This is a genomic window from Ruegeria sp. AG7 (genome assembly GCF_056541545.1).
Map to the genome: position 1 here is coordinate 1 of NZ_JBQFYP010000007.1, position 23,555 is coordinate 23,555.

At 55.7% G+C, this 23,555-nt stretch carries 22 protein-coding genes and 1 pseudogene; 12 read left to right on the forward strand and 11 right to left on the reverse strand.

Features of this window, described 5'->3' with window-relative positions:
- Positions 1–94: 94 nt before the first annotated feature.
- A pseudogene (locus ACR0BF_RS10870) lies at positions 95–196 on the forward strand (integrase core domain-containing protein); the annotation flags it as partial.
- A gap of 619 nt (positions 197–815) precedes the next feature.
- Here the strand turns inward: ACR0BF_RS10870 and mepK are convergent.
- Positions 816–1,385 (reverse strand): peptidoglycan L,D-endopeptidase MepK, encoded by a 570-nt coding sequence (gene mepK, locus ACR0BF_RS10875; RefSeq protein ID WP_480472813.1) that lies wholly within the window; start codon positions 1,383–1,385, stop codon positions 816–818.
- A gap of 353 nt (positions 1,386–1,738) precedes the next feature.
- Here mepK and ACR0BF_RS10880 point away from each other — a divergent pair, with 353 nt between their 5' ends.
- Genes ACR0BF_RS10880 through ACR0BF_RS10895 form a run of 4 tightly spaced genes read left to right on the forward strand, consistent with a single transcriptional unit; the run spans position 1,739 to position 5,980 of the window.
- On the forward strand, positions 1,739–3,346 hold the full coding sequence (locus ACR0BF_RS10880) for a L,D-transpeptidase family protein (RefSeq protein ID WP_480624895.1): 1,608 nt from the start codon (positions 1,739–1,741) through the stop codon (positions 3,344–3,346).
- 34 nt (positions 3,347–3,380) lie between these two features.
- Positions 3,381–4,472: a UDP-3-O-(3-hydroxymyristoyl)glucosamine N-acyltransferase gene (locus tag ACR0BF_RS10885; RefSeq protein ID WP_480493140.1), complete on the forward strand. Its 1,092-nt coding sequence runs from the start codon at positions 3,381–3,383 to the stop codon at positions 4,470–4,472.
- A gap of 32 nt (positions 4,473–4,504) precedes the next feature.
- Positions 4,505–4,762: an acyl carrier protein gene (locus ACR0BF_RS10890; protein ID WP_480472807.1), complete on the forward strand. Its 258-nt coding sequence runs from the start codon at positions 4,505–4,507 to the stop codon at positions 4,760–4,762.
- Positions 4,763–4,771: 9 nt separating this feature from the next.
- Complete coding sequence (locus tag ACR0BF_RS10895) at positions 4,772–5,980, forward strand: beta-ketoacyl-[acyl-carrier-protein] synthase family protein (protein ID WP_480624896.1); 1,209 nt, start codon at positions 4,772–4,774, stop codon at positions 5,978–5,980.
- Positions 5,981–6,028: 48 nt separating this feature from the next.
- On the opposite strand, the gene ACR0BF_RS10900 is transcribed toward ACR0BF_RS10895, so the two are convergent.
- Entirely contained in the window at positions 6,029–6,607 is a 579-nt protein-coding gene (locus ACR0BF_RS10900) for an invasion associated locus B family protein (RefSeq protein WP_480624897.1), read from the reverse strand.
- Positions 6,608–7,039: 432 nt separating this feature from the next.
- Here ACR0BF_RS10900 and ACR0BF_RS10905 point away from each other — a divergent pair, with 432 nt between their 5' ends.
- Positions 7,040–8,587 carry a helicase HerA-like domain-containing protein gene (locus ACR0BF_RS10905; protein ID WP_480624898.1) on the forward strand — a complete coding sequence of 516 codons (1,548 nt, stop codon included), beginning with the start codon at positions 7,040–7,042 and terminating at the stop codon, positions 8,585–8,587.
- 32 nt (positions 8,588–8,619) lie between these two features.
- On the opposite strand, the gene ACR0BF_RS10910 is transcribed toward ACR0BF_RS10905, so the two are convergent.
- The 7 genes from ACR0BF_RS10910 to ACR0BF_RS10940 form a co-directional block, all read right to left on the reverse strand.
- On the reverse strand, positions 8,620–8,874 hold the full coding sequence (locus tag ACR0BF_RS10910; RefSeq protein ID WP_480472799.1) for a hypothetical protein: 255 nt from the start codon (positions 8,872–8,874) through the stop codon (positions 8,620–8,622).
- Between the two features lie 181 nt (positions 8,875–9,055).
- Positions 9,056–10,369 carry a branched-chain amino acid ABC transporter permease gene (locus tag ACR0BF_RS10915; protein WP_480553521.1) on the reverse strand — a complete coding sequence of 438 codons (1,314 nt, stop codon included), beginning with the start codon at positions 10,367–10,369 and terminating at the stop codon, positions 9,056–9,058.
- Positions 10,366–11,376, reverse strand: a complete 1,011-nt coding sequence (locus tag ACR0BF_RS10920) for a branched-chain amino acid ABC transporter permease (RefSeq protein ID WP_480517044.1) — start codon at positions 11,374–11,376, stop codon at positions 10,366–10,368. The genes ACR0BF_RS10915 and ACR0BF_RS10920 overlap by 4 nt, the downstream gene beginning before the upstream one ends.
- Positions 11,377–11,582: 206 nt before the next feature.
- Entirely contained in the window at positions 11,583–11,912 is a 330-nt protein-coding gene (locus tag ACR0BF_RS10925; RefSeq protein WP_480517042.1) for a hypothetical protein, read from the reverse strand.
- A gap of 726 nt (positions 11,913–12,638) precedes the next feature.
- Positions 12,639–13,469: an ABC transporter ATP-binding protein gene (locus tag ACR0BF_RS10930; protein ID WP_480476739.1), complete on the reverse strand. Its 831-nt coding sequence runs from the start codon at positions 13,467–13,469 to the stop codon at positions 12,639–12,641.
- An 8-nt stretch (positions 13,470–13,477) separates the two neighbouring features.
- The gene (locus ACR0BF_RS10935) at positions 13,478–14,266 is read right to left on the reverse strand and encodes an ABC transporter ATP-binding protein (protein WP_209596275.1); all 789 of its coding nucleotides are present in this window, start codon (positions 14,264–14,266) and stop codon (positions 13,478–13,480) included.
- Between the two features lie 106 nt (positions 14,267–14,372).
- Complete coding sequence (locus ACR0BF_RS10940; RefSeq protein WP_209503916.1) at positions 14,373–15,554, reverse strand: ABC transporter substrate-binding protein; 1,182 nt, start codon at positions 15,552–15,554, stop codon at positions 14,373–14,375.
- A gap of 154 nt (positions 15,555–15,708) precedes the next feature.
- On the opposite strand from ACR0BF_RS10940, the gene ACR0BF_RS10945 reads away from it, so the two are divergent.
- Entirely contained in the window at positions 15,709–16,806 is a 1,098-nt protein-coding gene (locus tag ACR0BF_RS10945) for a PQQ-dependent sugar dehydrogenase (RefSeq protein WP_480612221.1), read from the forward strand.
- Positions 16,807–16,808: 2 nt separating this feature from the next.
- Here the strand turns inward: ACR0BF_RS10945 and ACR0BF_RS10950 are convergent, their stop codons facing one another.
- The gene (locus ACR0BF_RS10950) at positions 16,809–17,813 is read right to left on the reverse strand and encodes a GlxA family transcriptional regulator (protein WP_480472786.1); all 1,005 of its coding nucleotides are present in this window, start codon (positions 17,811–17,813) and stop codon (positions 16,809–16,811) included.
- A 169-nt stretch (positions 17,814–17,982) separates the two neighbouring features.
- Here ACR0BF_RS10950 and ACR0BF_RS10955 point away from each other — a divergent pair, with 169 nt between their 5' ends.
- Entirely contained in the window at positions 17,983–19,353 is a 1,371-nt protein-coding gene (locus tag ACR0BF_RS10955) for a class II 3-deoxy-7-phosphoheptulonate synthase (RefSeq protein WP_480472784.1), read from the forward strand.
- 69 nt (positions 19,354–19,422) lie between these two features.
- Here the strand turns inward: ACR0BF_RS10955 and ACR0BF_RS10960 are convergent, their stop codons facing one another.
- Positions 19,423–20,097, reverse strand: coding sequence for a PAS domain-containing protein (locus ACR0BF_RS10960; RefSeq protein ID WP_480553515.1), 675 nt, complete (start codon positions 20,095–20,097; stop codon positions 19,423–19,425).
- A 244-nt stretch (positions 20,098–20,341) separates the two neighbouring features.
- Between ACR0BF_RS10960 and ACR0BF_RS10965 the strand changes: the two genes are divergently transcribed.
- The 4 genes from ACR0BF_RS10965 to ACR0BF_RS10980 are packed head-to-tail and all read left to right on the forward strand — an operon-like array spanning position 20,342 to position 23,487.
- The gene (locus tag ACR0BF_RS10965) at positions 20,342–21,232 is read left to right on the forward strand and encodes a YicC/YloC family endoribonuclease (protein ID WP_480472780.1); all 891 of its coding nucleotides are present in this window, start codon (positions 20,342–20,344) and stop codon (positions 21,230–21,232) included.
- Between the two features lie 17 nt (positions 21,233–21,249).
- Entirely contained in the window at positions 21,250–21,891 is a 642-nt protein-coding gene (gene gmk, locus ACR0BF_RS10970; protein ID WP_480476737.1) for a guanylate kinase, read from the forward strand.
- The gene (locus ACR0BF_RS10975) at positions 21,888–22,412 is read left to right on the forward strand and encodes a gamma carbonic anhydrase family protein (RefSeq protein WP_480553511.1); all 525 of its coding nucleotides are present in this window, start codon (positions 21,888–21,890) and stop codon (positions 22,410–22,412) included. The genes gmk and ACR0BF_RS10975 overlap by 4 nt, the downstream gene beginning before the upstream one ends.
- A 28-nt stretch (positions 22,413–22,440) precedes the next feature.
- Positions 22,441–23,487, forward strand: a complete 1,047-nt coding sequence (locus ACR0BF_RS10980; RefSeq protein WP_480624899.1) for a sensor histidine kinase — start codon at positions 22,441–22,443, stop codon at positions 23,485–23,487.
- The last annotated feature ends 68 nt before the right edge of the window (positions 23,488–23,555 follow it).

Genomic DNA, 23,555 nt, shown 5'->3' on the forward strand with positions numbered 1-23,555 from the left:
TTATCTATCACCTCATGGACATAAACCGACCGGCCAAACCAAGGATGCCATGGATAAAGAACCTCGCGCCGGTCGGTAACGTGGGTGTACTGGCGTTCAGTTGTACAACACAAAACGCCCCCACAGTGCACTGGGCTATCGCCCGCCAGCGCCCGAAACCATCATCCCGATGGATCACAGGCCGATGATGCACTAACAATCAAATCGGACCAGTCAGATGAGGCTGCTCAAATGATCGAGGCTATCGAAGCAGCGAGCGCTGAGTGTGACAAGTTGACCAGAAAAGAAACGCCGGAAGGGCAGAGGCCGAGAGAAGCAGTTCCGATACCAGTGACAATTGTTGAGTTCGTTAAGCCAAAAGACACATGACCGGGGCAATGCAAGTCGTTTGGAAAACCAAGAGATTGTTGGGTCGTGTGTTTATTTACCAAATGAAGGTGACACAAAGAGTGACACAAGATATTTTTGCATTGATTTAAGTGACTGAAAAATATTAGAAATAATACTGCAAGAATAGAAGAGTAATCCTCTCAGGTGCGCCACGCTGTATTCAACGTCGGATTGAATTCGGAAGCCCTGAACAGTGGGCTTGTCATTTGGCTTGCTTAGCGCATTGATTGTGCAGTCATTGCAACGGCTCGCAAGCTAATAATCATAGCTGAGTTGCAGTGCTTGAGGGAGAGATATTCTGTCAGGTGCCGAGAATAGCAAATTAGCAGACTTGGCGGCTCTGCCGCCAATCGCTACGACTACGAGAAAACCGACCGGAAGATACAGTCAGTATAAGTTCTGAACAGACCAAAAGCGTCCGGGTGTTACCCGCGCCAGGTGCGAACCACGCCACAATCCATGTGTACGAAGTTCGATCCATAATACTGACCAACTCCGCCTGCGCGGCACGACATCGCTGCCTTGGCCATCTGTGAAACCGAGCGGGAGGCAAGGCGCAGATCAGCTGCTTGCCCTTCCATATGAAGCGAATTGCGCGCCACACGGCGCGACCGGGAGCGCAGCATTGCGTTGGTCTGAGGAGAGCGATAGCCTGACAACAGCATATAGGGTTCGTTGACATCCAGCAGGTTGTGTGATGCCGCCATGATATCAATCGTGCGCAAATCGATGGATTTTACCTGATCTGTGCGCCAATCACGCATGAAGTTGTTCACTTCTTTGACAGCGTCCTTGATATACTTACCATCGACCCAATAGATCATATCCAACCGTTCGCCAGTGCGACCGGAATACATACGAATGCGACGAATATCGCCGCCACCGCGTAAAAAGCCTGCTGCGTTGGAGTAGGTGGGTGCTGCTACGACTGCCGTTGCTGCAAACGCTCCCAATAGGGCACGCCGGGTCAAGCCCGAGGAACTGCTCTCTGTCATTTTAGTTTCGTCCCGTACTGTTCCTGCCTGCACACGATGTTACGTGCACTGTCTTAATTATTCCCATCCCAGATGCGGAATGTATGGCACAATCGGAATCGACGGCCAAGAAGTGTTTCAATTGCACCTTTTCAAGGGGGAAATTTCGGCAGTTTTTTGCGCATATGTCACAGCGAATCACGAAAATTTCGCAGTTGTGGGCTTTGGGTCACCCTGCCGATGCAAACGCGCATCAGGCCCACGAAGAAGCGAATTGGTAAGGATTTCGTGAGTGGACAAGCGTTCTGACGCGACTGCATAATCGTGCGACGTATCAATCACCAGTTCAAGCTATTGAATTTCAAGGCCATCCTATGCTTTCCGTTCTCCGCACCAGTACCAGCATCCTGTTTGCCGCGTGTTTCGTGGCTACTGCATCTGTCGCCAATACGTCGCCTGAAGCGGTGCCAGGGACTGCGTTTCAGATGGCGATTTCTGAACATACGCCGCAGGCGCCGCAATTGGTCGAATTCTACCGGGCGAACGGGTTTTCGCCAGTTTGGGTGGGTGATACGCCCGAACACACACGGCGCCGGGCGGCGCTGATCAATGCGCTTACGAATGCGCATCTGCATGGCCTGCCACAGGCCGAGCCGACTGTTGCCGCCGTGATGGAGAAGATGGAAAAGGCCCGTTCGGTGCGCGATCTCGGTGCTGTTGAAGCAGAGCTGAGCCGTATCTTTGTCGAATACGCCGACGCGCTTTACGCAGGCATAATCCGGCCCAGCAGTGTCGATGAGGGGCTGGTTCGATCCGTAGATCGTCGCAGCGCGGCCGAGCATTTGCAGGGAATAAACACTCAGGGCGCGGCCTACTTTGCAGCCCTGTCACCGCAAACACATCAATACCGCGCGCTGATGAAGCAGAAGCTGGTTCTGGAAAAACTGGTGTTCCAGGGCGGATGGGGGCCAACAGTGCCCGAAAACAAGCTGGAATACGGTGATACCGGACCGAATGTTGTCAAGCTGCGCGACCGTCTGGTGGTGATGGGTTACATGAAACCATCCGCCAGCCCGTCTTTCGACAACGCGTTGTTGGAAGGTGTACGCACCTTTCAAACAGCGCATGGGCTTGAACCCGATGGCGTGGCGGGCAAGGGGACGATTGCCGAGATTAACCGTCCAGCCACAGACCGGTTGAAAGCCGTTTACGTTGCGTTGGAACGCGAACGCTGGCTGCCTCGGGAACGAGGTACGCGTCATATCCTTGTGAACCAAGCCGATTTCTCAGCCAAGATCGTGGACGACGGGCAAGTCACTTTTGAAACCCGCGCAGTCATCGGTAAAAATGCTCATGATCGCAGAAGTCCGGAGTTTTCGGATGAGATGGAGCATATGGTGATTAACCCAAGTTGGCATGTTCCCCGCTCGATCGTGACCAAGGAATACCTGCCGAAGCTGCAATCAAACCCGAATGCCGTGGGCCATATTCTGATAACTGACAGAAGCGGCAGGCAAGTCGATCGGAGTGCGGTGGATTTTACCCAGTTTACGACCAGAAATTTTCCTTTCGCAATGCGCCAACCGCCCAGCCAAAGCAATGCGCTGGGTCTGGTGAAGTTCATGTTCCCCAATAAGCACAACATCTATCTGCATGATACTCCACAGAAAAACCTGTTCTCGCGTGAGGTTCGGGCCTTTTCACATGGGTGTATCCGCTTGGCCCAGCCCTTTGAATTTGCTTACGCCTTGCTGGCCAAACAGGAGGAAGATCCAAAGGCATTCTTCCATCGCGTTCTGAACACCGGAAAAGAAACCAAAGTCAATCTGGAGCAGAAAGTTCCGGTGCATCTGATTTATCGCACGGCCTATATCGGGCCCAAAGGCGAAGTGCAGTATCGCCGCGATGTTTATGGGCGGGACGGCAAGATTTGGGAAGCCTTGCAAAAGGCAGGGGTGGCCCTGCCGGACGTTCAGGGGTAAGCACAGGGCAAATCCTGCCAAAAGGAAGCCCGCCATGCAGTTTACCGTACAACAGATCGCCGAGTCTCTGGGGGCAGAATGTCAGGGCGATGGCGGCCTGACGATCGTGCGCGCCGCCGAACCGGGCGACGCAGGTCCGACAGATTTGGCGATGGCTATGTCTCCGAAATATGCCGAGGCGCTTGCCAACGGAGCCGCACGTGCGGCTGTCCTTTGGGAAGGGGCCGACTGGCAGGCGATGGGATTGCGTGCCGCGATCTTTGTCAAACGTCCCCGCATGGCCATGGCTGGCATCACGGCCATGCTGGATCGGGGGCAGGGAGTTGAACCCGGGATTCACCCCTCGGCCGTGATCGACCCGACCGCTGAAATCGGTCCGGATGTGGCGATTGGTCCGTTGGTTGTTGTGGGCGCGCGCGCCCGGATCGGCGCAGGCTCTGTCATAGGGGCACAGTGCGTGGTGGGAATGGACGCCATATTGGGCGACCAGGCGGTGTTGCGCGAAATGGTCAGCATTGGCGCACGGGCGCGGATCGGAGATCGCTTTATCGCGCAACCCGGTGCCCGGATCGGAGGGGACGGGTTTAGCTTCGTAACACCCGAAGTCTCGGGCGTCGAAAATGTACGCAAGACAATGGGCGATCAGGGTGAGGCCAAAGCACAGAGCTGGCTGCGCATTCATTCGTTGGGTGCGGTGGAAATCGGTGATGACGTCGAAGTCGGCGCGAATTGTACAATCGATAATGGCACGATCCGAAACACTTGTATCGGCAACGGATCCAAGTTGGATAATCTGGTCCATGTCGGGCACAACACTCGCGTCGGTCAGGACTGCCTGCTGTGCGGTCAGACTGGTGTGTCGGGATCGGTTGAGATCGGAAACAACGTGGTTCTGGGCGGTCAGACCGGCGTTGTCGACAACATATTCATCGGGGACGGGGTTATTGCCGGAGGCGGCACCAAGATACTGTCCAATGTTCCCGCCGGCCGCGTGATCATGGGGTATCCCGGCGTCAAAATGGAAACGCATACGGATATCTACAAGGCGCAACGACGCTTGCCCCGCATGGCCCGCGACGTCGAGGCACTCAAAAAGGCTGTTTTCAAACAGACCCCGAGCGATTAAATCAACCTCAAACTGATAATCAGGGGATCGACATGAGCATCAGCGACCGCGTCATCGCGATCATTGCAGAGCAAGCCGTTCTGGAGCCATCGGATGTAACGCCCGAAAGCACGCTGGAAGATCTGGGTATCGACAGCCTTGGACTGGTCGAAAGCATATTTGCCATCGAGGAAGAGTTCGACATTTCGATTCCTTTCAATGCCAACGAACCCGAGGCCAGTGATTTTGATATCTCGAATGTGGCTGCGATCATCTCTGGGATCGAAAAGCTTGTGTCGGAAAAGGTCTGACAAACGCTCATGAAACGCGTTGTCATAACCGGAGCGGGTACGATCAATTCGCTGGGCCATTCGGTCCCTGACACGCTGGAAGCCATGCGCGAAGGTCGTTGTGGTATTTCCGATCTGGAATTTCGGGATGTCGACCGGTTGGCCATCAAGATCGGCGGACAGGTCCGGGGGTTCGAGGCAGAAGGGCGGTTCAACCGACAGCAGATGTCGCTGTACGACCGCTTCACCCAATTCACCCTGACGGCAGCCAAAGAGGCGATTGAGCAGTCGGGTATCGAGTTTCATGGCGAACTTGCAGCCAGATCAGGTGTTGTTCTGGGGACTGCGGGCGGTGGTGTTTCGACTTGGGATGACAATTACCGTTCGGTTTATGAGGATGGAAAAAACAGGGTACATCCCTTTGTCGTTCCAAAACTCATGAACAATGCTGCCGCAAGCCACGTTTCCATGGAACACAACCTGAAGGGCCCAAGTTTCACGGTCTCGACAGCATGTGCGTCGTCAAATCATGCGATGGCTCAGGCTTTTCAGATGGTGCGTAGTGGCGTGGCTCCGGTCATGGTAACGGGGGGCTCGGAATCCATGCTGTGTTTCGGCGGTGTCAAAGCCTGGGAAGGGTTGCGCGTGATGTCGAAAGACGCATGCCGCCCGTTCAGTGCCAACCGCAACGGAATGGTGCAGGGTGAAGGGGCAGGCGTCTTTGTTTTTGAAGAATACGAACACGCCCGGGCCCGAGGTGCCGAAATTCTGTGCGAAGTTGTCGGCTTTGCCATGTCATCGGATGCCTCGGACATTGTGATGCCCAGCAAACAAGGGGCCGCGCGTGCCATGGCTGGTGCCTTGGCCGATGCGAAGCTGAACGCAAAAGATGTGGGCTATATCAACGCGCATGGCACCGGAACGGCTGCAAATGACAAAACCGAATGCGCGGCTGTGGCCGACGTATTTGGCCCACACGCCGACGATCTGATGATCTCGTCCACGAAATCCATGCACGGTCACCTGATTGGCGGGACCGGCGCGGTTGAGCTGCTGGCCTGTATCATGGCGCTGCGGGACGGTGTCATTGCACCGACGATCGGATATGAGGAACCGGACCCGGAATGCGCGTTGGACGTCGTACCGAACGAAGCGCGGGAGGCAAAGGTCGACGTCGCTCTCAGCAACGCATTCGCCTTTGGTGGGTTAAATGCCGTACTGGCCCTGAAGCGGGTTTAGTGAATAAGCCGCCGTTAATAGTACGGCGGCTTCCACGGATGTTTTTTCTTAGTTTGTGTTGACGTTCAGAGCGTCAAAGCCTGATGTGAAGCCGGAGAGCGACATGTCCATTTCAAGAACTTGATCCGGGAAACGGGCTGGAACCAGCGAAAACGTCGCTTTAGTGCCAGCTTTCATCGCATCGATATCCCCTTGGCTAAGACCCAATTGCGCGATGCAGCCCACGGGAACGCATTGGTGATAGTTGTACAATTTACGCGGAGCGCCATCGATTGACAGGGCCAGTTGCGCTTGCAGCAGTGTTTCCAGGGGTACGATGACGTTTGCCCAAGCAACGGCGGCACCACCTTCCGGCAGTTTCCCGATCGATACTTCTGCGATCGGATCACCATTGTTGCCTTCCAGAACCTGAACGATGGCACAAGGATCCTCGCCTTCCTGTGCCTTGATACAGGATACGTCCCAATCGCCGAATTCTTCCTTTATGAACTGTTCTCCGACCCGGGGTCCTTCCTGACCTAGGTCCAGACCAGCGTCTGGCGCGGTTGAGGTTGTGTCTTGTGCATACGCTGCTCCGGACAGCAGAACGGCGGCGACCGTGTTGAACGAAAGGATTTTCTTGAACATGAATGCCTCGGGTTGATGATTGATCTTTTTGCTTCGTTTAACACTCTTCTGAACCAGTGTCAGGCACTAACAGAACAGCCTTTGCGAAGGTGAACGGATTCTTGCCTGAGGGCTGGAACCGCACCTTCGGAGATTAGAAAAAGGGAGCTGTTCGACCAGCTCCCTTCCCCATAAGTTTCTCCCCGTCGGACTGGCCGACTTATTTATGCGCAAACCCTACGTAAGGGGCGCACACGGGTCAACAGCTATCCTCAATTTTTAATCTATGCGCCAGAATAATAATCCAGTGGCCGAACCAAAAGGGCCGTGCCAGCAGGCACGGCCAGTCGACAGGGAGGAAGTCTGCCCCGCAATGCAAGGCAAATAGACTATCGCAGTCAAAGGTTAACTTTGTATGCTGGCGGCGGATCGGTGAACAATAAGGCAATGTTAATGGGCACGAATATCTTTTTGGGCGGTGGCGGTGAAAACTATGGCCAGCCGCAGGAACTGGCGTTGAAATATGCGAACCGCCATGGGTTGATTGCCGGGGCAACTGGTACCGGCAAGACTGTGACATTGCAGATTCTTGCAGAAGGGTTTTCTCAGGCGGGTGTCCCAGTTTTCCTCTCGGATGTGAAAGGGGACCTGTCTGGGCTGGCCCTTCCGGGCAGCGAGACGCACAAACTGCATCAGGCGTTCCAAGACCGGGCTGGTCGGATCGGGTTCGATGATTTTGCCTATTCTGCCTGCCCAGTGACATTCTGGGATCTGTTTGGCCAACAGGGCCATCCCGTGCGCACGACAGTGACGGAAATGGGCCCGCTGTTACTATCGCGGTTACTGGAGTTGAGTGAGGCGCAGGAAGGCATCCTGAATATCGCATTCCGCGTGGCCGACGAAGAAGGGATGCCGTTGCTGGACCTTAAGGACCTACAGGCGCTGCTGGTCTGGATCGGAGAGAATCGGGCGCAACTGTCATTGCGATACGGCAATGTATCTACATCCTCGATCGGTGCGATTCAGCGACGTCTGCTGGTCCTCGAGAATCAGGGCGGTACAAAGCTGTTTGGAGAACCGGCGCTGGATCTGGCCGATCTGATGCGAACAGACGAAAACGGGCAGGGGATGGTGAACATTCTGGCGTCAGACCAACTGATGGCCGCCCCAAGACTTTATGCAACGTTTCTGTTATGGCTGTTGAGTGAACTGTTCGAAGAGCTGCCAGAGGTCGGAGACCCTGAAAAACCAAAGCTGGTGTTCTTTTTTGATGAGGCCCATCTGCTGTTTGACGATGCGCCAAAGGTACTGGTGGACAAGGTCGAACAGGTCGCCCGCCTGATCCGTTCAAAGGGGGTGGGGGTATACTTCATTACTCAGAGTCCCGCCGATATCCCGGAAGATACTCTTGGACAGCTGGGCAACCGTATTCAGCACGCATTAAGGGCATTCACGGCGCGGGACCGAAAGAACCTGAGGCTGGCCGCTGAAACCTATCGCGAGAATCCGACTTTTGACACGGAAACGGCAATTCGCGAAGTCGGCGTGGGGGAAGCCGTTACTTCCATGCTGCAAAAGAAAGGTGTTCCGGGCGTGGTCGAGCGCACGCTTATTCGCCCGCCGGGATCTCAGCTGGGGCCAATTTCAGATGCCGAACGCCGGGACATTCTAGCAGTTTCCCCAATGGCGGGGAAATACGACAAGAACATAGATCGAAAATCTGCCTTCGAGATTCTTCAGGCGCGGGCCCAAGCTGCGGCCAATGCCGCAGAACTGGCCGAATCCGACGAAGTTTTTGAAGCGCAATCGCCGATCGAACGCGAATACTCTTCGGCCCGCAGATATTCGGGCAGCCGGGTTGGCCGGTCCTCATCCCGGGTTGAGCGCAAGCAGGACACCTTTGCCACAGCGATGACCGAAGCGGTGATCAAAGAGCTTAAAGGCACTACCGGGCGCCGGATCGTGCGCGGTATCCTCGGCGGTTTGTTCCGCAACAGGTAAGAACGCAGCGCCCGTTGGGGGCGCTGTCGCGTTTACTTCAGTCGGCGTTGGCCTTCCTGACGGCAATAGGCGTCAGCCTCGGGGACAGACATCTTTGTGGCTGGGAAGTCGATTGCGCGGTCCCAGGTCACACGATCCTGACGATAGAGCTGGCAGGTCACAACACCTTTAGGAGTCTGTACCTTGACCGGCGTCGTCTCAAGATCTTCGGGGCTGGGAACGCATGCGGATACTACAACCGCAATAGCCGGAAACAGAATGAGTGATTTCAGATGTGGTGCTTTCATTTTCTACTCTTGTCTACTCGTCTTGTTGGTCGATTGAAACGGCATAGGCGAGGGTGAGTGCCAGCAACCTGCCGCAAATCAGAAACACTGTGGTGGGTCCGTTTATTCAGAAAAACCTTAAGAATCAAGAAACCGCGCCAGATTAGTGGCGCGGTTTTGTGTATTGGAACGTGGCGTCGGTCTATTTCTCGGGGATCAGACCCCTTGGGCTGAATCTGAGAACAATCAACAGGATCAGGCCCATCGTGAAAAGGCGCATATGTGCGGCACTATCAATAAGATGTGACTTCAGCGCGCTGCCATCCGGTAAGCCTGCGGTGATCACACTCATCAACCACAAGCCAATCGGCTCGACCTGAACCCACAAGAACCAAATCAGGAACGCGCCCAGAACGGCTCCGAAGTTGTTGCCGGAACCACCAACGATCACCATGACCCAAACCAGGAAGGTAAAGCGCAACGGATTGTAGGTGCCCGGTGTCAGCTGTCCGTCCAGGGTGGTCATCATCGCGCCAGCGATGCCGCAAATGGCCGACCCTAATACGAAAATCTGCAAGTGGCGACGGGTGACGTCCTTGCCCATTGCTTCGGCTGCAACTTCATTGTCGCGGATTGCGCGCATCATGCGGCCCCACGGGCTTTTCAGCGCCATCTGCGCCATCCACAGCAGCGCCAGAAGGACCAGCATGAACAGCAGCGAATACCCTAGTTTCACCGAAAGGGTGGACGCAGTGACCGGATCCAGCCCCAGCCATTCGGCGCGGGCAAGAAAAGCCGGATCTTGCTGCAAGTCAACTTCATACCCGACAACCGGCGAGGGGCGCGGGATGCCATAGACGTTCTTCACGCCGCGGGCCAGCCAGTCCTCGTTTTTCATGACGGCGATGATAATCTCGGCGATACCCAGCGTGGCAATCGCCAGATAATCTGACCGCAGCCCAAGCGCGGTTTTGCCAATCAGCCACGCCGCCCCGGCAGCCAGCAGACCTCCGGCAGGCCAGGCTAGCAGAACGGGCAGGTTCAGTCCACCGATGTTACCGGCGATCGCCGGGTCAATGGCTTCAACTGCGGCAACATTGGGGTCGAACACGGCCCGGTAGAGGAAAAAGCCGACGATAAGGACAGTGATTATTGTCAGCGTCTGCACCCGGCCTTTGGGCATTCTCGTTGCCACCAGTACGGCTGCAACAACAGTGGCAGCCCCCAGTAGCAAGGACAGAACGATACCATAGCCGCCTGCGCCCCAGGCACCCGGGGTAGGCGCTGTTGATACTAGCACCACGGCCAGACCGCCCAGCGCTACGAAGCCCATGACCCCCACGTTGAACAGGCCCGCGAAGCCCCATTGCAGGTTCACACCGATCGCCATGATGGCCGAGATCAGCCCCATGTTCAGGATCAGAACGGCGGTGTTCCAGCTTTGCGTGAAACCGGTCAGCAGAATGAGGCTGCCAACTGCTATGAAAAGCAGAGTGTTTTTGACAGATTCGGTCATACTGCTTTTCCCTTGAACAGGCCCGTGGGCTTAAACAGAAGCACGATCAGCAGGATGACAAAGCTGACAGCGAATTTGTAATCGGTGGACAGGAGCTGAACCAATCCGGACGGCTCCAGGTTTTCGGGGGCCACATAGGTCAGTACTTTTTTCCAGGCATAGGTGATCGTCACTTCGGAAAACGCGATGATGAACCCGCCTGCAATTGCGCCCAGTGGGTTACCAAGGCCACCCACGATGGCCGAAGCGAATATCGGAAGCAGAAGCTGGAAGTAGACGAAGGGTTTAAAGCTTTTGTCCAGCCCATAAAGAACACCCGCTGTGGTCGCCAAGGCGGCTACGATGATCCAGGTGATCATCACAACACGTTCAGGGTTGATACCGGACAAAAGTGCCAGATCCTCGTTGTCGGAATAGGCGCGCATCGATTTTCCGGTTCGTGTTTTGTTGAGGAACCAGAACAACAAGGCCACGGCAATAACGGCCACTATCAGGGTGATCCCTTGCGAGGTCTTGATGGCCAGACCCTCCTGAAGGCCCGTCATGGACTTGAAGTCCCGCGCGGATATCAAGAATCTTGCACCGTCCGAGAACTTTTGGTCATCCGGCCCGATGATAAAGCGCACCAGACCGTTCATGATGAACATTACACCCATTGAAACGATCACAAGGATAACCGGCTTGGCCTTTTGTTCGCGGTAAAAGCGGTAGACCAGTCTGTCTGTAACCAACACCAGCATGATGCAGCCAAGGATGGCAAAGGGCAGGGCGAGCAGGGCAGTCGGCAACGGCCCAAAGCTGACACCAGCGGCCTGTAAGCCCCAGGTGACAAGCACAGCGATCATCGCGCCAAAGGCCATGGTGTCACCATGGGCAAAGTTCGAAAACCGCAGGATGCCGTAGATCAGGGTCACGCCAAGCGCCCCCAATGCCAACTGACTGCCATAGGCAATCGCAGGCACGATGACAAAGTTGGCAAGCGCAACAAGCGCGTTGAGTAAGTCCATTATTTCTTCTCACTGTCCGGGTGCGACCTTATGGCATAACGGTCTGCGCGGGCACAATGTTTTGCACGCGGTTTATCGTCATATTTTCCTGCTGGTAGCGAAAAAACCCTAGAAAAGCTTTCAAGAAGGACGGACTTTCCACATCAAGCCCGGCTCAGTCACGCACCGGTCAATTCCGGTGCGTGGTCGAGATGGTCGGAAGGGGCTCAGGCGTTTGTTTCAGTACAAGCGCCGCGATCAGTCCCCGCGTTGGGGCCTTTGACCGAAAGATCAAAGGTCATGTCGTCATAGTTCACAACAAAGGTCATGACCTCATCGCCCTGGATATAGACAAACGTCATGTTGCCAACGCCTTTGAAGACCATCGCGTCGCCAGAAACACTTGCGGTTTCGATGATGCCCTTGTCTCCTTCCGACGCCCGTTTGAGGCGCACTTCACTGCCGTCGCGGTCTGAGACGCAGACAAAGTGGCGTTCTTCCGCAATTGCAGCGTTCGTGCACAAAGTGGCGACGGCCACCCATATCCATTTTTTCATTTTTGGGTCCTGAATAGAGTTTTTCATTCAGAAGGTTCGCTTGATTTCTCGGAATCAGATTTGTTTGTCCGGGAAACCGTTTCCTTCACAGCGCCCGGCGCTAAACGCACAATGTGACCGGATTGCAGCCGACGCGTGGAAATCTTGGGATGGCGGAATAATTTGAGCGTGGGCGAAACACATGCTCAGTCTTAGCCCGTTGGCTCAAAAAACAACGGGAAGAGTGAGGAAGCCCATTAATTGGGCACCTGACAAGCGCCACGATAAGAAGCCACAGACGGTATGCCGCTCGTAAGTTTCACGTGAACACTAATTCGTCCGTTATCTGACAACATGACGTTCCAGTTCTCAAATTCATCCAAAGGCGGTTGACCCTTCAGCAAAACCAAAACTACGTCCTGTTGGTTTTCCAGAGCAATCTTTGCGCCCGTTAAAACGAACTTTTCATGACCAGCAAACGCGAACATGCCATACGGTTTTTGATCGTTAGTATCTTCCGCCTTAAGAGGCTGAAATGCGAAGCTCAGGAGTCTTTGCAATACCCCTTGCGTTGTTTGCAGTCATTGAAATCATCGCCACCGCAATCAAGAGGTGGGTTGCAATCGTGTTTTGCGATACAGTGCATCTCGACACCGTTCGCCTTCAAATGCAGAATTTCTGCGAACCCGTTTCCGGGCACAAAAAAGAAGGTGGAAACCGCAAGGAATTTGGCAAGGTACTTCATTCTCACCCGCCCAAGAAACTCTTCCGCACTTCCGGATCAGCCAGCAATTCCTTACCTGTCCCGGTATAGGCATTTCGACCTTGAACCAGAACATATCCTTTGTCAGCGATTTCAAGTGCTTGGCGGGCGTTTTGTTCAACCATCAGGATCGGCAGGCCAGTGCGTGCGACCTCGATGATGCGGTCAAAAAGCTCATCCATCACGATGGGTGAGACACCTGCGGTGGGCTCGTCCAGCATCAGGACCTTGGGTTGCGTCATCAGCGCGCGACCCACGGCAACCTGCTGGCGCTGACCGCCAGAAAGCTCACCGGCGGGCTGGTTGCGTTTGTCGCGCAGGATCGGGAACAGGTCATAGACCTGCTCCATCGTGTCCGAGAAATCGTCGCGCCGAATGAAGGCACCCATTTCCAGATTTTCCTCGACAGTCATCGAGGTGAAAATGTTCGACGTCTGAGGAACAAAGCCCATACCGCGGATCACGCGGTCTTGTGGGGTGAGGCTGGTGATATCCTCGCCATCCAGACGCACTGAGCCGGCGCGCACATCCAGCATCCCAAACACGGCTTTCATCGCCGTTGACTTGCCCGCACCGTTGGGGCCGACGATAACGGCGATCTCACCCTTATCCACGGCAATGGTACAGTCGTGCAGGATATCCGGGCCTTTGCCATAGCCGCCAGTCATGGTGTCACCGATCAGAAACGGGCCGCCTTCAACGCGGTGTGTTGCACCGCTTTTACGACGGGCAGGCGTCATTGTACCGATACCTTGCGTGTTGGTAATTGATGCGTCCTTGTTGCCCTTGTCGTCCTGATAGGGGTTGTCGCTCATGCCAGCGGTCATGTCTGGGCCTCCAGCTTGTCTTTGTTTTTGAGGCCGGTGCCAAGATAGGCTTCGATCACGTGCTCGTTTGCCTTGATCTCATCCAGAGTGCCCTCGGCCAAAACCTTGCCTTCGGCCATGCAGATGACCGGGTCGCAGATCTTGCCGATGAAATCCATGTCGTGCTCGATAACGACGAACGTATAACCACGCTCTTTGTTCAGGCGCAAGATCGTATCAGCGATGGTCATCAGCAGGGTGCGGTTCACGCCAGCTCCGACCTCGTCCAGAAATACGATCTTGGCGTCCACCATCATGGTGCGTCCAAGTTCCAGAAGTTTCTTTTGACCGCCCGATACCTGACCGGCCTTGTGATCGGCCAGATGTTCGATGGTCAGGAATTCCAGCACCTCGTCTGCCTTGGCTTTCAGCGCGCGCTCTTCATCAGCGATGCGCTTGCGCCCGAACCAGGTATTCCACAGCGCCTCACCGGATTGCGCACCGGGCACCATCATCAGGTTTTCGCGGCAGGTCATCGACGAGAATTCATGCGCGATCTGGAACGTGCGCAGCAAACCCTTGTGAAACAGCTCATGCGGGGGCAGGCCGGTGATATCTTCACCATCCATGACCACCTTGCCGCTGGTCGGAGGCAGAACACCGGCGATCACGTTGAAAAGAGTGGTTTTTCCGGCCCCGTTGGGCCCGATCAGGCCGGTGATCGACCCTTTTTGGATTTCCAGCGACGCCCCATCCACCGCGTGAAATCCGCCGAAATGCTTATGCACGTCCTCGACGACGATCATGGTATCCCCTTGCCTTGTCCCCGTGAAACGAGGTGCAGCCTTTTGTCATTGAAACAGCCCGGACACAAGGCCCGGGCTGTCTGATTTTATGGCTTGATATGCGGGATCAACGGAAGTTGACGGTCTTGTTTTCGCCGTCGGTCACTTCGATCTCGCGGTACGATCCTGCGCTTTCGCCGGGGCCGATCAACTCAACACCGGACGCGCCGACATAATCGATGTCCTGACCGGCGGCCAGCAGTTCCAGACCTTTGGCCAGTTCACCCGGATAAATCTTTTCACCCGGTGCGTTGGCGACGTCCATTACTTTGCCCGCGTAATCTGCCGGGTTGGTCGAACCGGCGGCTTGCATGGCGAACATGAACAGCGCTGCCGCGTCATAGGATTCGGGCGAATAGGGCGACGAGCCGTCAAACCCGGCTGCTTCGGCCAGTGCAAAGTACTTTTCTGCACCTTCACCACCGGACCCGGCGATCTGACCGAACGAGCCGTTCAGGTCGGGGCCGACATTTGCGGGCAGCGAGTCACCGATCATGCCGCCGGGCAGACCAAAGGTGTCAAACGCACCGCTGTCCAGCGACGACTGGATGATGCCCAGACCACCCTGGTCCAGATAACCTGCGACAACCAGAATGTCGCCACCGGCCGAGGCCAGCGCGCCAACTTCAGCCGAATAGTCGGCCTTGCCGTCTTCGTGCGCCGTAACGATGGTCACTTCGCCGCCAACCGCTTCGAAGGACGTCTGGATCGCATCGGCCAGACCTTTGCCATAGTCGTTGTTGGTATAGGTCAGCGCGATCGAGTTGATGCCGCGATCCTTAAGGATATCAGCCATAACTTGACCTTCGCGCGCATCCGACGGCGCGGTGCGGAAGAACAGGCCATTGTCCTCCATGGTTGACAGGCCGGGCGAGGTCGCCGAAGGCGAGATCATGACCATGCCGTTAGGAATGGCAACGTTTTGCAGAATCGCGCCGGTTACACCCGAACAGTCGCCGCCGATGATGCCTGCAACACCGTCAGCGATCATACGCTCGCCGTTCGAGGTGGACAGACCGTTGTCGATACAGCCGGTATCGGCACGTACGCCAGCCACGCTGGCACCGTTCATGAACTTTCCGGATTCGTTGACTTCGGCGATTGCCAGCTCGGCACCCGATCCCATGGCGGGGGCAAGCGATTCAATCGGGCCGGTAAAGCCGATCAAAATCCCCAGTTTGACATCTTCGGCCATGGCTGCGCCGGCCAGCAATGCAGTTGCTGCAGTTGCAGTAAGCAGCTTTTTCATATGGTTACTCCCAGTTGTGAACGTATTCGTTCTGGCGACGACCCTAGGCAAGCTGTTCGGAAAAGAAAAGTCCTAACGCAAACGTGTTTTTTTCGTTTGAAATTCTATCTGTTTTGTTGGGACTCACCCCTGATTGTCACCGAAAGGGACCAGAATGCTCAGAACGGCGATGATTCTCTCTTTCTCACTGTGCGCCTTGAGTGCCGCGGCCCAGACGCTGTCGGTTTCAGCCGGGATGGTCCAACTGGAAGAAATGGTTGGCGGGTTGGAGACCCCATGGGCGATTGGCATTTTACCCGATGAAAGCTTCCTCGTCACGGAACGGGATGGAAGGTTGCTGTATGTTCGAAATAGACAAGTGGAGGATGTTTCAGGCGTTCCAAAGGTCGCGACTTTGGGGCAAGGCGGATTGTTGGACGTCACGATCTCACGCGATTTCAATCAAAGTCGAGAGGTCTTACTGACTTTTGCAAAACCGCAAGGCGACGGTGCAGGAACTGCTGTTGCGGTTGCGCGCCTGTCCAAGACTGGCAAAAACCTTCAGAACCTTCGAGTAATTTTCGAGGCATCGCCAGGTGGTAAAGGTGGTCGCCATTTTGGCAGCCGTGTGGTCGAAAAGCCGGACGGGACATTATTCGTGACCTTGGGCGACCGGGGACAGGCGGAGAATGCACAGGATCGGTCCAATCCCATGGGATCGGTCATTCGTATCAATCGCGATGGGACAGTTCCGGCGGATAACACCTTTGTCGGGCAATCGAATATCGAACCCGAAATATGGTCTTACGGCCATCGAAATCCGCAGGGCGCGGATTTGGACGCGCTTGGCCGACTTTGGATCTCGGAACACGGGGCGCGGGGTGGCGATGAAATCAACCAACCCCGTGCAGGGCGGAATTATGGTTGGCCGGTTATTTCATATGGCACGCATTATTCGGGTGAAAAAATCGGCGACGGTACAGCTAAAGAAGGGCTGGAACAGCCAGTTTACTACTGGGATCCTTCCATAGCGCCATCCGGTCTGCTGGTTTATTCCGGCAAGCTATGGCCGCAATGGAAGGGTGATATCTTCGTAGGGTCGTTGAAATTTGACTATATCGCACGGCTTCACGGTCAGCCGATGCACGAGGCCGAACAGATCAGAAGCCCTGAAACCGAGCGCGTCCGCGATATCGTCGAAGCGCCAGACGGGTCGATCTGGTTTATCTCGGTTGGGCAGGGAGCGGTTTACAGAATGGCTCCGGCGGAGTGACCTTACACCGATAGCCGCCCGCTCTGCGCTCCGCGTTCGCGATAGGGCGTGGTGTTGTAATGTGCGCGGTAGCATTTCGAGAAATGGCTGGGCGAGGCAAAGCCGCATGCCAGGGCTACGTTGATGACGCTCATATCCGTTTGCATCAGCAGGTTCCGCGCCTTGTGCAAGCGAAGTTCCATATAGTACCGCTTGGGCGAGCGGCTGAGATAGCGCCGGAACAGACGCTCAAGCTGGCGAGTCGACATACCGACTTCCTTGGCCAGAATCGAAGGAGAGATCGGCTCTTCGATGTTCTTTTCCATCATGAGAATGACCTGACTCAGCTTGGGGTGCCGGACCCCAATCCGCGTCGGTGTCGACAGACGTTGCGTATCCTGATCTGTCCGGATTGACGAATAAATCATCTGGTCCGCCACCGCATTTGCCAAGTCTTCGCCAAAATCGTCTGCAATCAACTTGAGCATCAGATCGATAGACGAGGTCCCCCCAGCCGTTGTCATCCGACCGCCATCAATCTGAAAGACAGCTTTCGTCAACTCGACCTCATCGAATTCTTCGATGAAACTGTCTGAGTTTTCCCAATGTATCGTCGCCCGCTTGTTGTCCAGTAACCCGGCCTTGGCCAGGGTATAAGCAGCCGTGCACAAACCGCCGATGCGCAATCCGCGCCGTGCCTCGCGTCGTAACCAGTTCAGAATGCGTTTGGTGGTGGCTGCCTGTACGTCAACGCCTCCGCAAATCAGAACGACATCGTCGCGCTGCAACTCCTCAAGATCACGGTCCAGCTTGAATTCGGTCCCGGCCGAACATGAAATCGAGTTTCCGCCTTCACCGGAAAGTGTCCATGTATAAAGCTGTTTGTCCGCCATGCGATTTGCGATGCGCAGACTGTCGAGCGCTGACGCAAAAGACAGCAGCGAAAAATTGTCCAATAGGACAAAAACGAAATGGCGGGGCGTGGCCCCAGCATTTTCGACCGTGACTGCTTGGCGTTGCACTTGCATGACAAAATGTCCTTAATTCTGCGCAGGAAAACCTGGTATCCCGCAGCGTATTTGGCAGTCACCATGATCAAAGCTTGTTTGCGGCGTCAAGAGGCGCAAATGGGATATGGTCACTCTTCATTGCTTTTTGTATAGAGGCGACCTGAACACTTCAGCGGAGATCAAAGCTATGACCGAATGGCAAAAATCGAACTGGCGCAACAAGCCCCGGGTTCAGATGCCAGACTATACCGACGCGGCCGCATTGGCCAAGGTCGAGGCCCAGCTTTCGCAGTATCCCCCGCTAGTCTTCGCCGGTGAGGCGCGGCGCCTCAAGCAACATCTTGGTGCCGCCGGTCGCGGCGAGGCCTTCCTTCTGCAAGGCGGGGATTGCGCTGAAAGCTTTGAACAATTCAGCGCCGATGCGATCCGTGACACCTTCAAGGTGATGCTGCAAATGGCGATGGTTCTTACCTATGGTGCCAAGGTGCCGGTGGTTAAAGTCGGTCGTATGGCCGGCCAATTTGCAAAGCCACGCAGCGCCCCGACCGAGGTTGTGGATGGTGTCGAGCTGCCCAGCTACCGCGGTGACATCATCAACGAACTTGCGTTCACGCCCGAAGCGCGGATTCCGAATCCCGAAAAGATGTTGCAGGCCTACACGCAGGCGGCGGCCACGTTGAACCTGCTGCGTGCCTTCTCAACTGGTGGCTTCGCCGACATGAGCCGCGTCCATTCGTGGACTCTGGGCTTTACCGACGAACAGGATGTTCAGAAGTACTCTGAGGTGGCAGATCGCATTCAGGACACCATTGACTTCATGGAAGCGGCCGGTATCACGGCAGACACGACACACGAATTCTCGACTGTTGAATTCTACACCAGTCACGAAGGTCTGTTGCTGGAGTACGAAGAGGCGCTGACCCGTCTGGATTCGACCTCGGGCAACTGGCTGGCCGGGTCTGGTCACATGATCTGGATCGGCGACCGTACGCGACAGCCTGATGGTGCACATGTCGAGTTCTGTCGTGGCGTTCTGAACCCGATTGGGTTGAAATGTGGTCCGACGACGACGGCAGAAGACCTCAAGGTTCTCATGTCGAAGCTGAACCCTGAAAATGAAGAGGGCCGCCTGACTCTGATCGCGCGCTTTGGCGCGGGCAAGGCGGGTGAACACCTTCCGCGTCTGGTCAAGGCCGTGAAGGAAGAAGGCGCCAAGGTCACTTGGGTCTGCGACCCGATGCACGGCAACACCATCAAGTCGGCCACGGGCTACAAAACCCGTCCGTTCGATTCTGTCCTGCGTGAGGTACACGATTTCTTTGGCGTGCATCAGTCTGAGGGCACGATCCCCGGCGGTGTCCATTTCGAGATGACCGGTCTCGACGTTACCGAATGCACCGGTGGTGTGCGTGCTGTAACCGAAGAGGATCTGTCGGATCGCTACCACACCGCTTGCGACCCGCGCCTGAACGCGTCTCAGTCGCTGGAACTGGCGTTCCTTGTGGCGGAAGAACTGACCAACCTGCGCCGCAACGGGTCAAAACGCGCCGCAAGTTAAGCGTTCGAAAAGAAAGAAAAACAGCGGGCCATCGGTCCGCTGTTTTTTGTTCCGGGTGTTCAGACTGGTTCAGTCATCGCGCGACACGACCAGACGAAGGTGTTTGGCCGCGCGTTTGAAATCCGTTTGGTCTTCGGCAAAACCGTCAACGGTTTTAGGCGCAGCAGGAACCGGTGCCTGAATTTCCGAAAACGATTTGATCCGCGTATCCGTAATCGAAAATCTGCGTGGGGTTTTACCAATCGCTCCTTCCGCGACCATGACCCCCAGAACCCGGCTGACGTCGCCCAGATCACTTTTGAGCGGCAAAAGGATCATGCAGGCCTGCATCCGGGTACGCCCCAGTATCCCGCTCGAATCCAGACCCAGTTCGGCAACGGCGGGTGTTGCAAATACCTGCTCCAGAACATCCTTAATCCTGGCGCGGTCATCGGGCTGAAAAAAGGACGTCACAGGCATGCCACGAACCTCCATCCCCGCAAGCCCGTTCAGGTGACTTCCGGCAAGGCGAAACCGAGCCAGTCCAGGGGCGATCCGTTCAAGAATGAAAGTATATTCGAGTATGTTTTCCAGCCCGCGCGGGTCAACCTGGGACCGCATCGGAACACCGTCACCTCTCAGCAATGCAGTCCAATACGCTTCGGCCTGGCGGATCGGCGTAAGGCTGCGCCCACTGTCAAAGCGATCCATTGCGACGATCTTTCCAAAATCTGACCCGGAACCAGTCCCGAAAAAGGTTTTCATTTTTTCACCCTTACGTCAATTGGCCGCCATTTTCATAAAATGCAACACAACCGGAGCATTTGTGGCCTGCAAGCCATTACCAGGGGTAGTTTGACTCGGGTTTATTCAATTTTGGAGCAATTCTTTAACGAATGGTTAACTTACCCCAAACAAATGCGGCCTCAGCCAACTCTTGCTCTGTACCGGTCAATCGCATTAGGTGCGGCAAACATCCAAAAGGGTGAGGCCACAGGAAAGGACAGTCATGATCAGATCCATGACCGGGTTTGCCTCGGGGAAGGGTGAATACGGACCGCATAGCTGGACGTGGGAGTTGCGCAGTGTCAACGGTAAAGGCCTTGATATGCGCCTGCGTGTCCCTGAATGGCTGACCGGGCTTGAGGTGGCCCTTCGGGCCACGCTGTCAAAATCCCTGAGCCGTGGGAATGTGACCCTTTCAATGCGTCTGAATCGTGAGGAGTCTGCCTCGGAACTGGCATTGAACGAGGTCGCTATGGCCGCTGCTCTGAGTGCGTTGGAACAAACACACAAGATGGCAGCTGCGCGCGGCATCGCTCTGGAACCGGCGCGCGCCTCGGACCTTTTGGCACTGAAAGGCATGTTGGATGCAACCGCAGATGCGGATGATCCCGCTCCGCTGGTGGCGCGCCTGACCGAAGATTTCAACGACCTGTTGGCCGCTTTTGTCAATATGCGCCGGGCCGAAGGCGAGGCTTTGGCGGCCGTGCTGAACACTCAGCTGGATCAGGTTGCGGCGCTGACAGCGCAGGCAGCCGATCTGGCCGTGCAACGCAAGGACAAGATGGCCGCGGCACTTCGGGACAATCTGGCGCACGTACTGGACAATGCGCAGGGCGCGGACCCGGATCGCGTCGCGCAGGAACTGGCTTTGATCGCGGTCAAAGCCGACATTACCGAAGAGATCGACCGCCTGTCTGCACATGTGGCCGCAGCGCGAGAGTTGCTTGGGCAGGAAGGGGCTGTCGGACGCAAGCTTGATTTCCTGATGCAAGAGTTCAACCGCGAAACCAACACGCTGTGTTCCAAGGCTCAGAGTACGGATCTGACGGCTGTCGGGCTGGAACTGAAGGCGGTGATCGATCAGATGCGCGAACAAGTGCAAAACGTAGAATAATGATGGGAACGACTGATATGGTGGATCGCCGAGGCCTTTTAATCATCCTGTCTTCCCCGTCCGGGGCAGGCAAATCCACCCTGGCAAAGCGGCTGATGGACTGGGACAAGGACCTTGAGTTTTCGGTCTCGGCCACAACCCGTGCCCCGCGTCCGGGGGAAGAACATGGGCGGGATTACTATTTTCTTTCTGAAGACGAGTTCAAGCAGAAGGTCGCCGATGGCCAGATGTTGGAACATGCGCATGTCTTCGGTAATTTCTATGGCTCACCCGCTGATCCGGTGCGTAGTTCGATCCACGCGGGTAAGGACGTGCTGTTCGACGTGGACTGGCAAGGCGAGGTTCAGATCCGCAACTCGGATCTGGGTAAGCATGCGTTGTCGATCTTCATCCTGCCGCCATCGATCCCTGAACTGCGCCGCCGTCTGGAATCGCGTGGACAAGATAGCGATGAAGTTATCGCAAGGCGGATGCTCAAAAGCTGGGATGAGATCAGCCACTGGGGCTATTACGATTATGTCCTGATCAATGACGATCTTGAGGCGACCGAAAAGAAGCTCAAGACCATCGTCAGCGCCGAACGGATGCGCCGTATTCAACAGCCAAATCTGCAACAACACGTGCGCAAACTTCAAAACGAATTCGAGGGGCTGTCATGACGATCTTCGCGTTAGGCGAGCACATGCCGGATATTCACGAGGACACATGGGTTGCGCCCGATGCCAACCTGATCGGCAAGGTTGTGCTGGAAAAGGGTGCCTCGGTTTGGTTCGGCTGCACGATACGCGCAGATCACGAGGAAATCCGCGTTGGTGCAGGTAGCAACGTTCAGGAAAACTGCGTCATGCACATCGATGCCGGGTATCCTTTGTGGATTGGTCCGAATTGCACCATCGGACACAAAGTGATGCTGCACGGATGTACGATCGGACAAAATACTCTGATCGGAATGGGCGCGATTGTTCTGAATGGTGCCCGGATCGGACGGAATTGCCTGATCGGGGCAGGGGCCTTGATCACGGAAGGCAAGGAGATTCCGGATAACTCCCTTGTGATGGGGGCTCCGGGCAAAGTGGTGCGCCAACTGGACGAGGCCGCAGCAAAACGGATTACCCTAAGCGCGCTGCACTATCAGGAAAACATGCGCAGGTTTCGGGACACCTTAAGACCTGTCCAGTAAGACGCGCGGATTGATCGGGGTTTGAAGCATGTCAGATAACCTTCTTGATGGATTTGTTCAGGCCATCCCTATGCCCGCGCTGATGGTGGATCAGACCGAACGGATCATTGCCGCCAATACGGATGCAAAAACCCTTCTGGGGCAGAATATTGTAGGGCGGCATTTTGCGACCATCCTGCGGCAGCCACTGGTTCTTGAAGCGATTGAGCAAAGCCTTCAGTCGAAGGAAACCAAGACGGCGCGTCATCTTTCCAGTGATGGCGCTCAGGACACAACATTTGATGTGCAATGCCGGTATATGAACGGGGTCGGAGCCGTGTCGGGCGGGGCCGTTCTGTCCACTTTTCAAGATGTCACGCATCTGGAGCAGGCAAGTCAGATGCGCCGCGACTTTGTTGCCAATGTCAGTCACGAATTGCGGACGCCTTTGACGGCGCTGATGGGCTTCATTGAAACCTTGCGCGGCCCTGCACGTAACGATCCGGCTGCGCGCGACCGGTTCCTGCAAATTATGGCCGATGAAGCCAACAGGATGAACCGGCTGGTTGGCGATCTTTTGTCACTGAACCGCGTGGAAAGCGAAGAAAGAGTTCGCCCAAATAAACAGCTGGAGCTGACAGGGCTGCTGCAATCCACCATGAACTCTTTGCGCCCCCTTGCGGAAGAGGCGGGCGTGACGCTGACGCTTGACGCACAGGACGGCCCGCTTTCCGTTACCGGAGACAGCGATCAGTTACGGCAGGTATTCACCAACCTGATCGAAAACGGAATAAAATACGGTGCCAGCGGTGGTAGCGTCACAGTCAGCGTTCTGTCATCAGAGCGTGACGCGGCGATGCGTGGGCCAGGGGTGCGGGTGAAGGTCATCGACAAGGGGCCAGGAATTGATTCCGTACACCTGCCACGCCTGACCGAGCGATTCTATCGCGCCGACAACCACAGGTCCCGCCAGTTGGGTGGAACGGGGCTGGGGCTGGCCATCGTCAAGCACATCGTCAATCGCCACCGCGGACGGTTGCGCGTGGAAAGTGAGTTGGGAAAAGGTTCCGTGTTTACGGTCATCTTACCACGGTAGCCCTTCCCGCATTACCACCCTACGAAATCTTCCTCGTTACGATTTTTTGACCCGAAATCTCAGGATAT

Coding starts and splice junctions, on each gene's coding strand:
- mepK (WP_480472813.1), bottom strand. CDS start 1,385: ATGACAGAGAGCAGTTCCTCGGGCTTGACCCGGCGTGCCCTATTGGGA.
- ACR0BF_RS10880 (WP_480624895.1), top strand. CDS start 1,739: ATGCTTTCCGTTCTCCGCACCAGTACCAGCATCCTGTTTGCCGCGTGT.
- ACR0BF_RS10885 (WP_480493140.1), top strand. CDS start 3,381: ATGCAGTTTACCGTACAACAGATCGCCGAGTCTCTGGGGGCAGAATGT.
- ACR0BF_RS10890 (WP_480472807.1), top strand. CDS start 4,505: ATGAGCATCAGCGACCGCGTCATCGCGATCATTGCAGAGCAAGCCGTT.
- ACR0BF_RS10895 (WP_480624896.1), top strand. CDS start 4,772: ATGAAACGCGTTGTCATAACCGGAGCGGGTACGATCAATTCGCTGGGC.
- ACR0BF_RS10900 (WP_480624897.1), bottom strand. CDS start 6,607: ATGTTCAAGAAAATCCTTTCGTTCAACACGGTCGCCGCCGTTCTGCTG.
- ACR0BF_RS10905 (WP_480624898.1), top strand. CDS start 7,040: ATGGGCACGAATATCTTTTTGGGCGGTGGCGGTGAAAACTATGGCCAG.
- ACR0BF_RS10910 (WP_480472799.1), bottom strand. CDS start 8,874: ATGAAAGCACCACATCTGAAATCACTCATTCTGTTTCCGGCTATTGCG.
- ACR0BF_RS10915 (WP_480553521.1), bottom strand. CDS start 10,369: ATGACCGAATCTGTCAAAAACACTCTGCTTTTCATAGCAGTTGGCAGC.
- ACR0BF_RS10920 (WP_480517044.1), bottom strand. CDS start 11,376: ATGGACTTACTCAACGCGCTTGTTGCGCTTGCCAACTTTGTCATCGTG.
- ACR0BF_RS10925 (WP_480517042.1), bottom strand. CDS start 11,912: ATGAAAAAATGGATATGGGTGGCCGTCGCCACTTTGTGCACGAACGCT.
- ACR0BF_RS10930 (WP_480476739.1), bottom strand. CDS start 13,469: ATGAGCGACAACCCCTATCAGGACGACAAGGGCAACAAGGACGCATCA.
- ACR0BF_RS10935 (WP_209596275.1), bottom strand. CDS start 14,266: ATGATCGTCGTCGAGGACGTGCATAAGCATTTCGGCGGATTTCACGCG.
- ACR0BF_RS10940 (WP_209503916.1), bottom strand. CDS start 15,554: ATGAAAAAGCTGCTTACTGCAACTGCAGCAACTGCATTGCTGGCCGGC.
- ACR0BF_RS10945 (WP_480612221.1), top strand. CDS start 15,709: ATGCTCAGAACGGCGATGATTCTCTCTTTCTCACTGTGCGCCTTGAGT.
- ACR0BF_RS10950 (WP_480472786.1), bottom strand. CDS start 17,813: ATGCAAGTGCAACGCCAAGCAGTCACGGTCGAAAATGCTGGGGCCACG.
- ACR0BF_RS10955 (WP_480472784.1), top strand. CDS start 17,983: ATGACCGAATGGCAAAAATCGAACTGGCGCAACAAGCCCCGGGTTCAG.
- ACR0BF_RS10960 (WP_480553515.1), bottom strand. CDS start 20,097: ATGAAAACCTTTTTCGGGACTGGTTCCGGGTCAGATTTTGGAAAGATC.
- ACR0BF_RS10965 (WP_480472780.1), top strand. CDS start 20,342: ATGATCAGATCCATGACCGGGTTTGCCTCGGGGAAGGGTGAATACGGA.
- gmk (WP_480476737.1), top strand. CDS start 21,250: ATGGTGGATCGCCGAGGCCTTTTAATCATCCTGTCTTCCCCGTCCGGG.
- ACR0BF_RS10975 (WP_480553511.1), top strand. CDS start 21,888: ATGACGATCTTCGCGTTAGGCGAGCACATGCCGGATATTCACGAGGAC.
- ACR0BF_RS10980 (WP_480624899.1), top strand. CDS start 22,441: ATGTCAGATAACCTTCTTGATGGATTTGTTCAGGCCATCCCTATGCCC.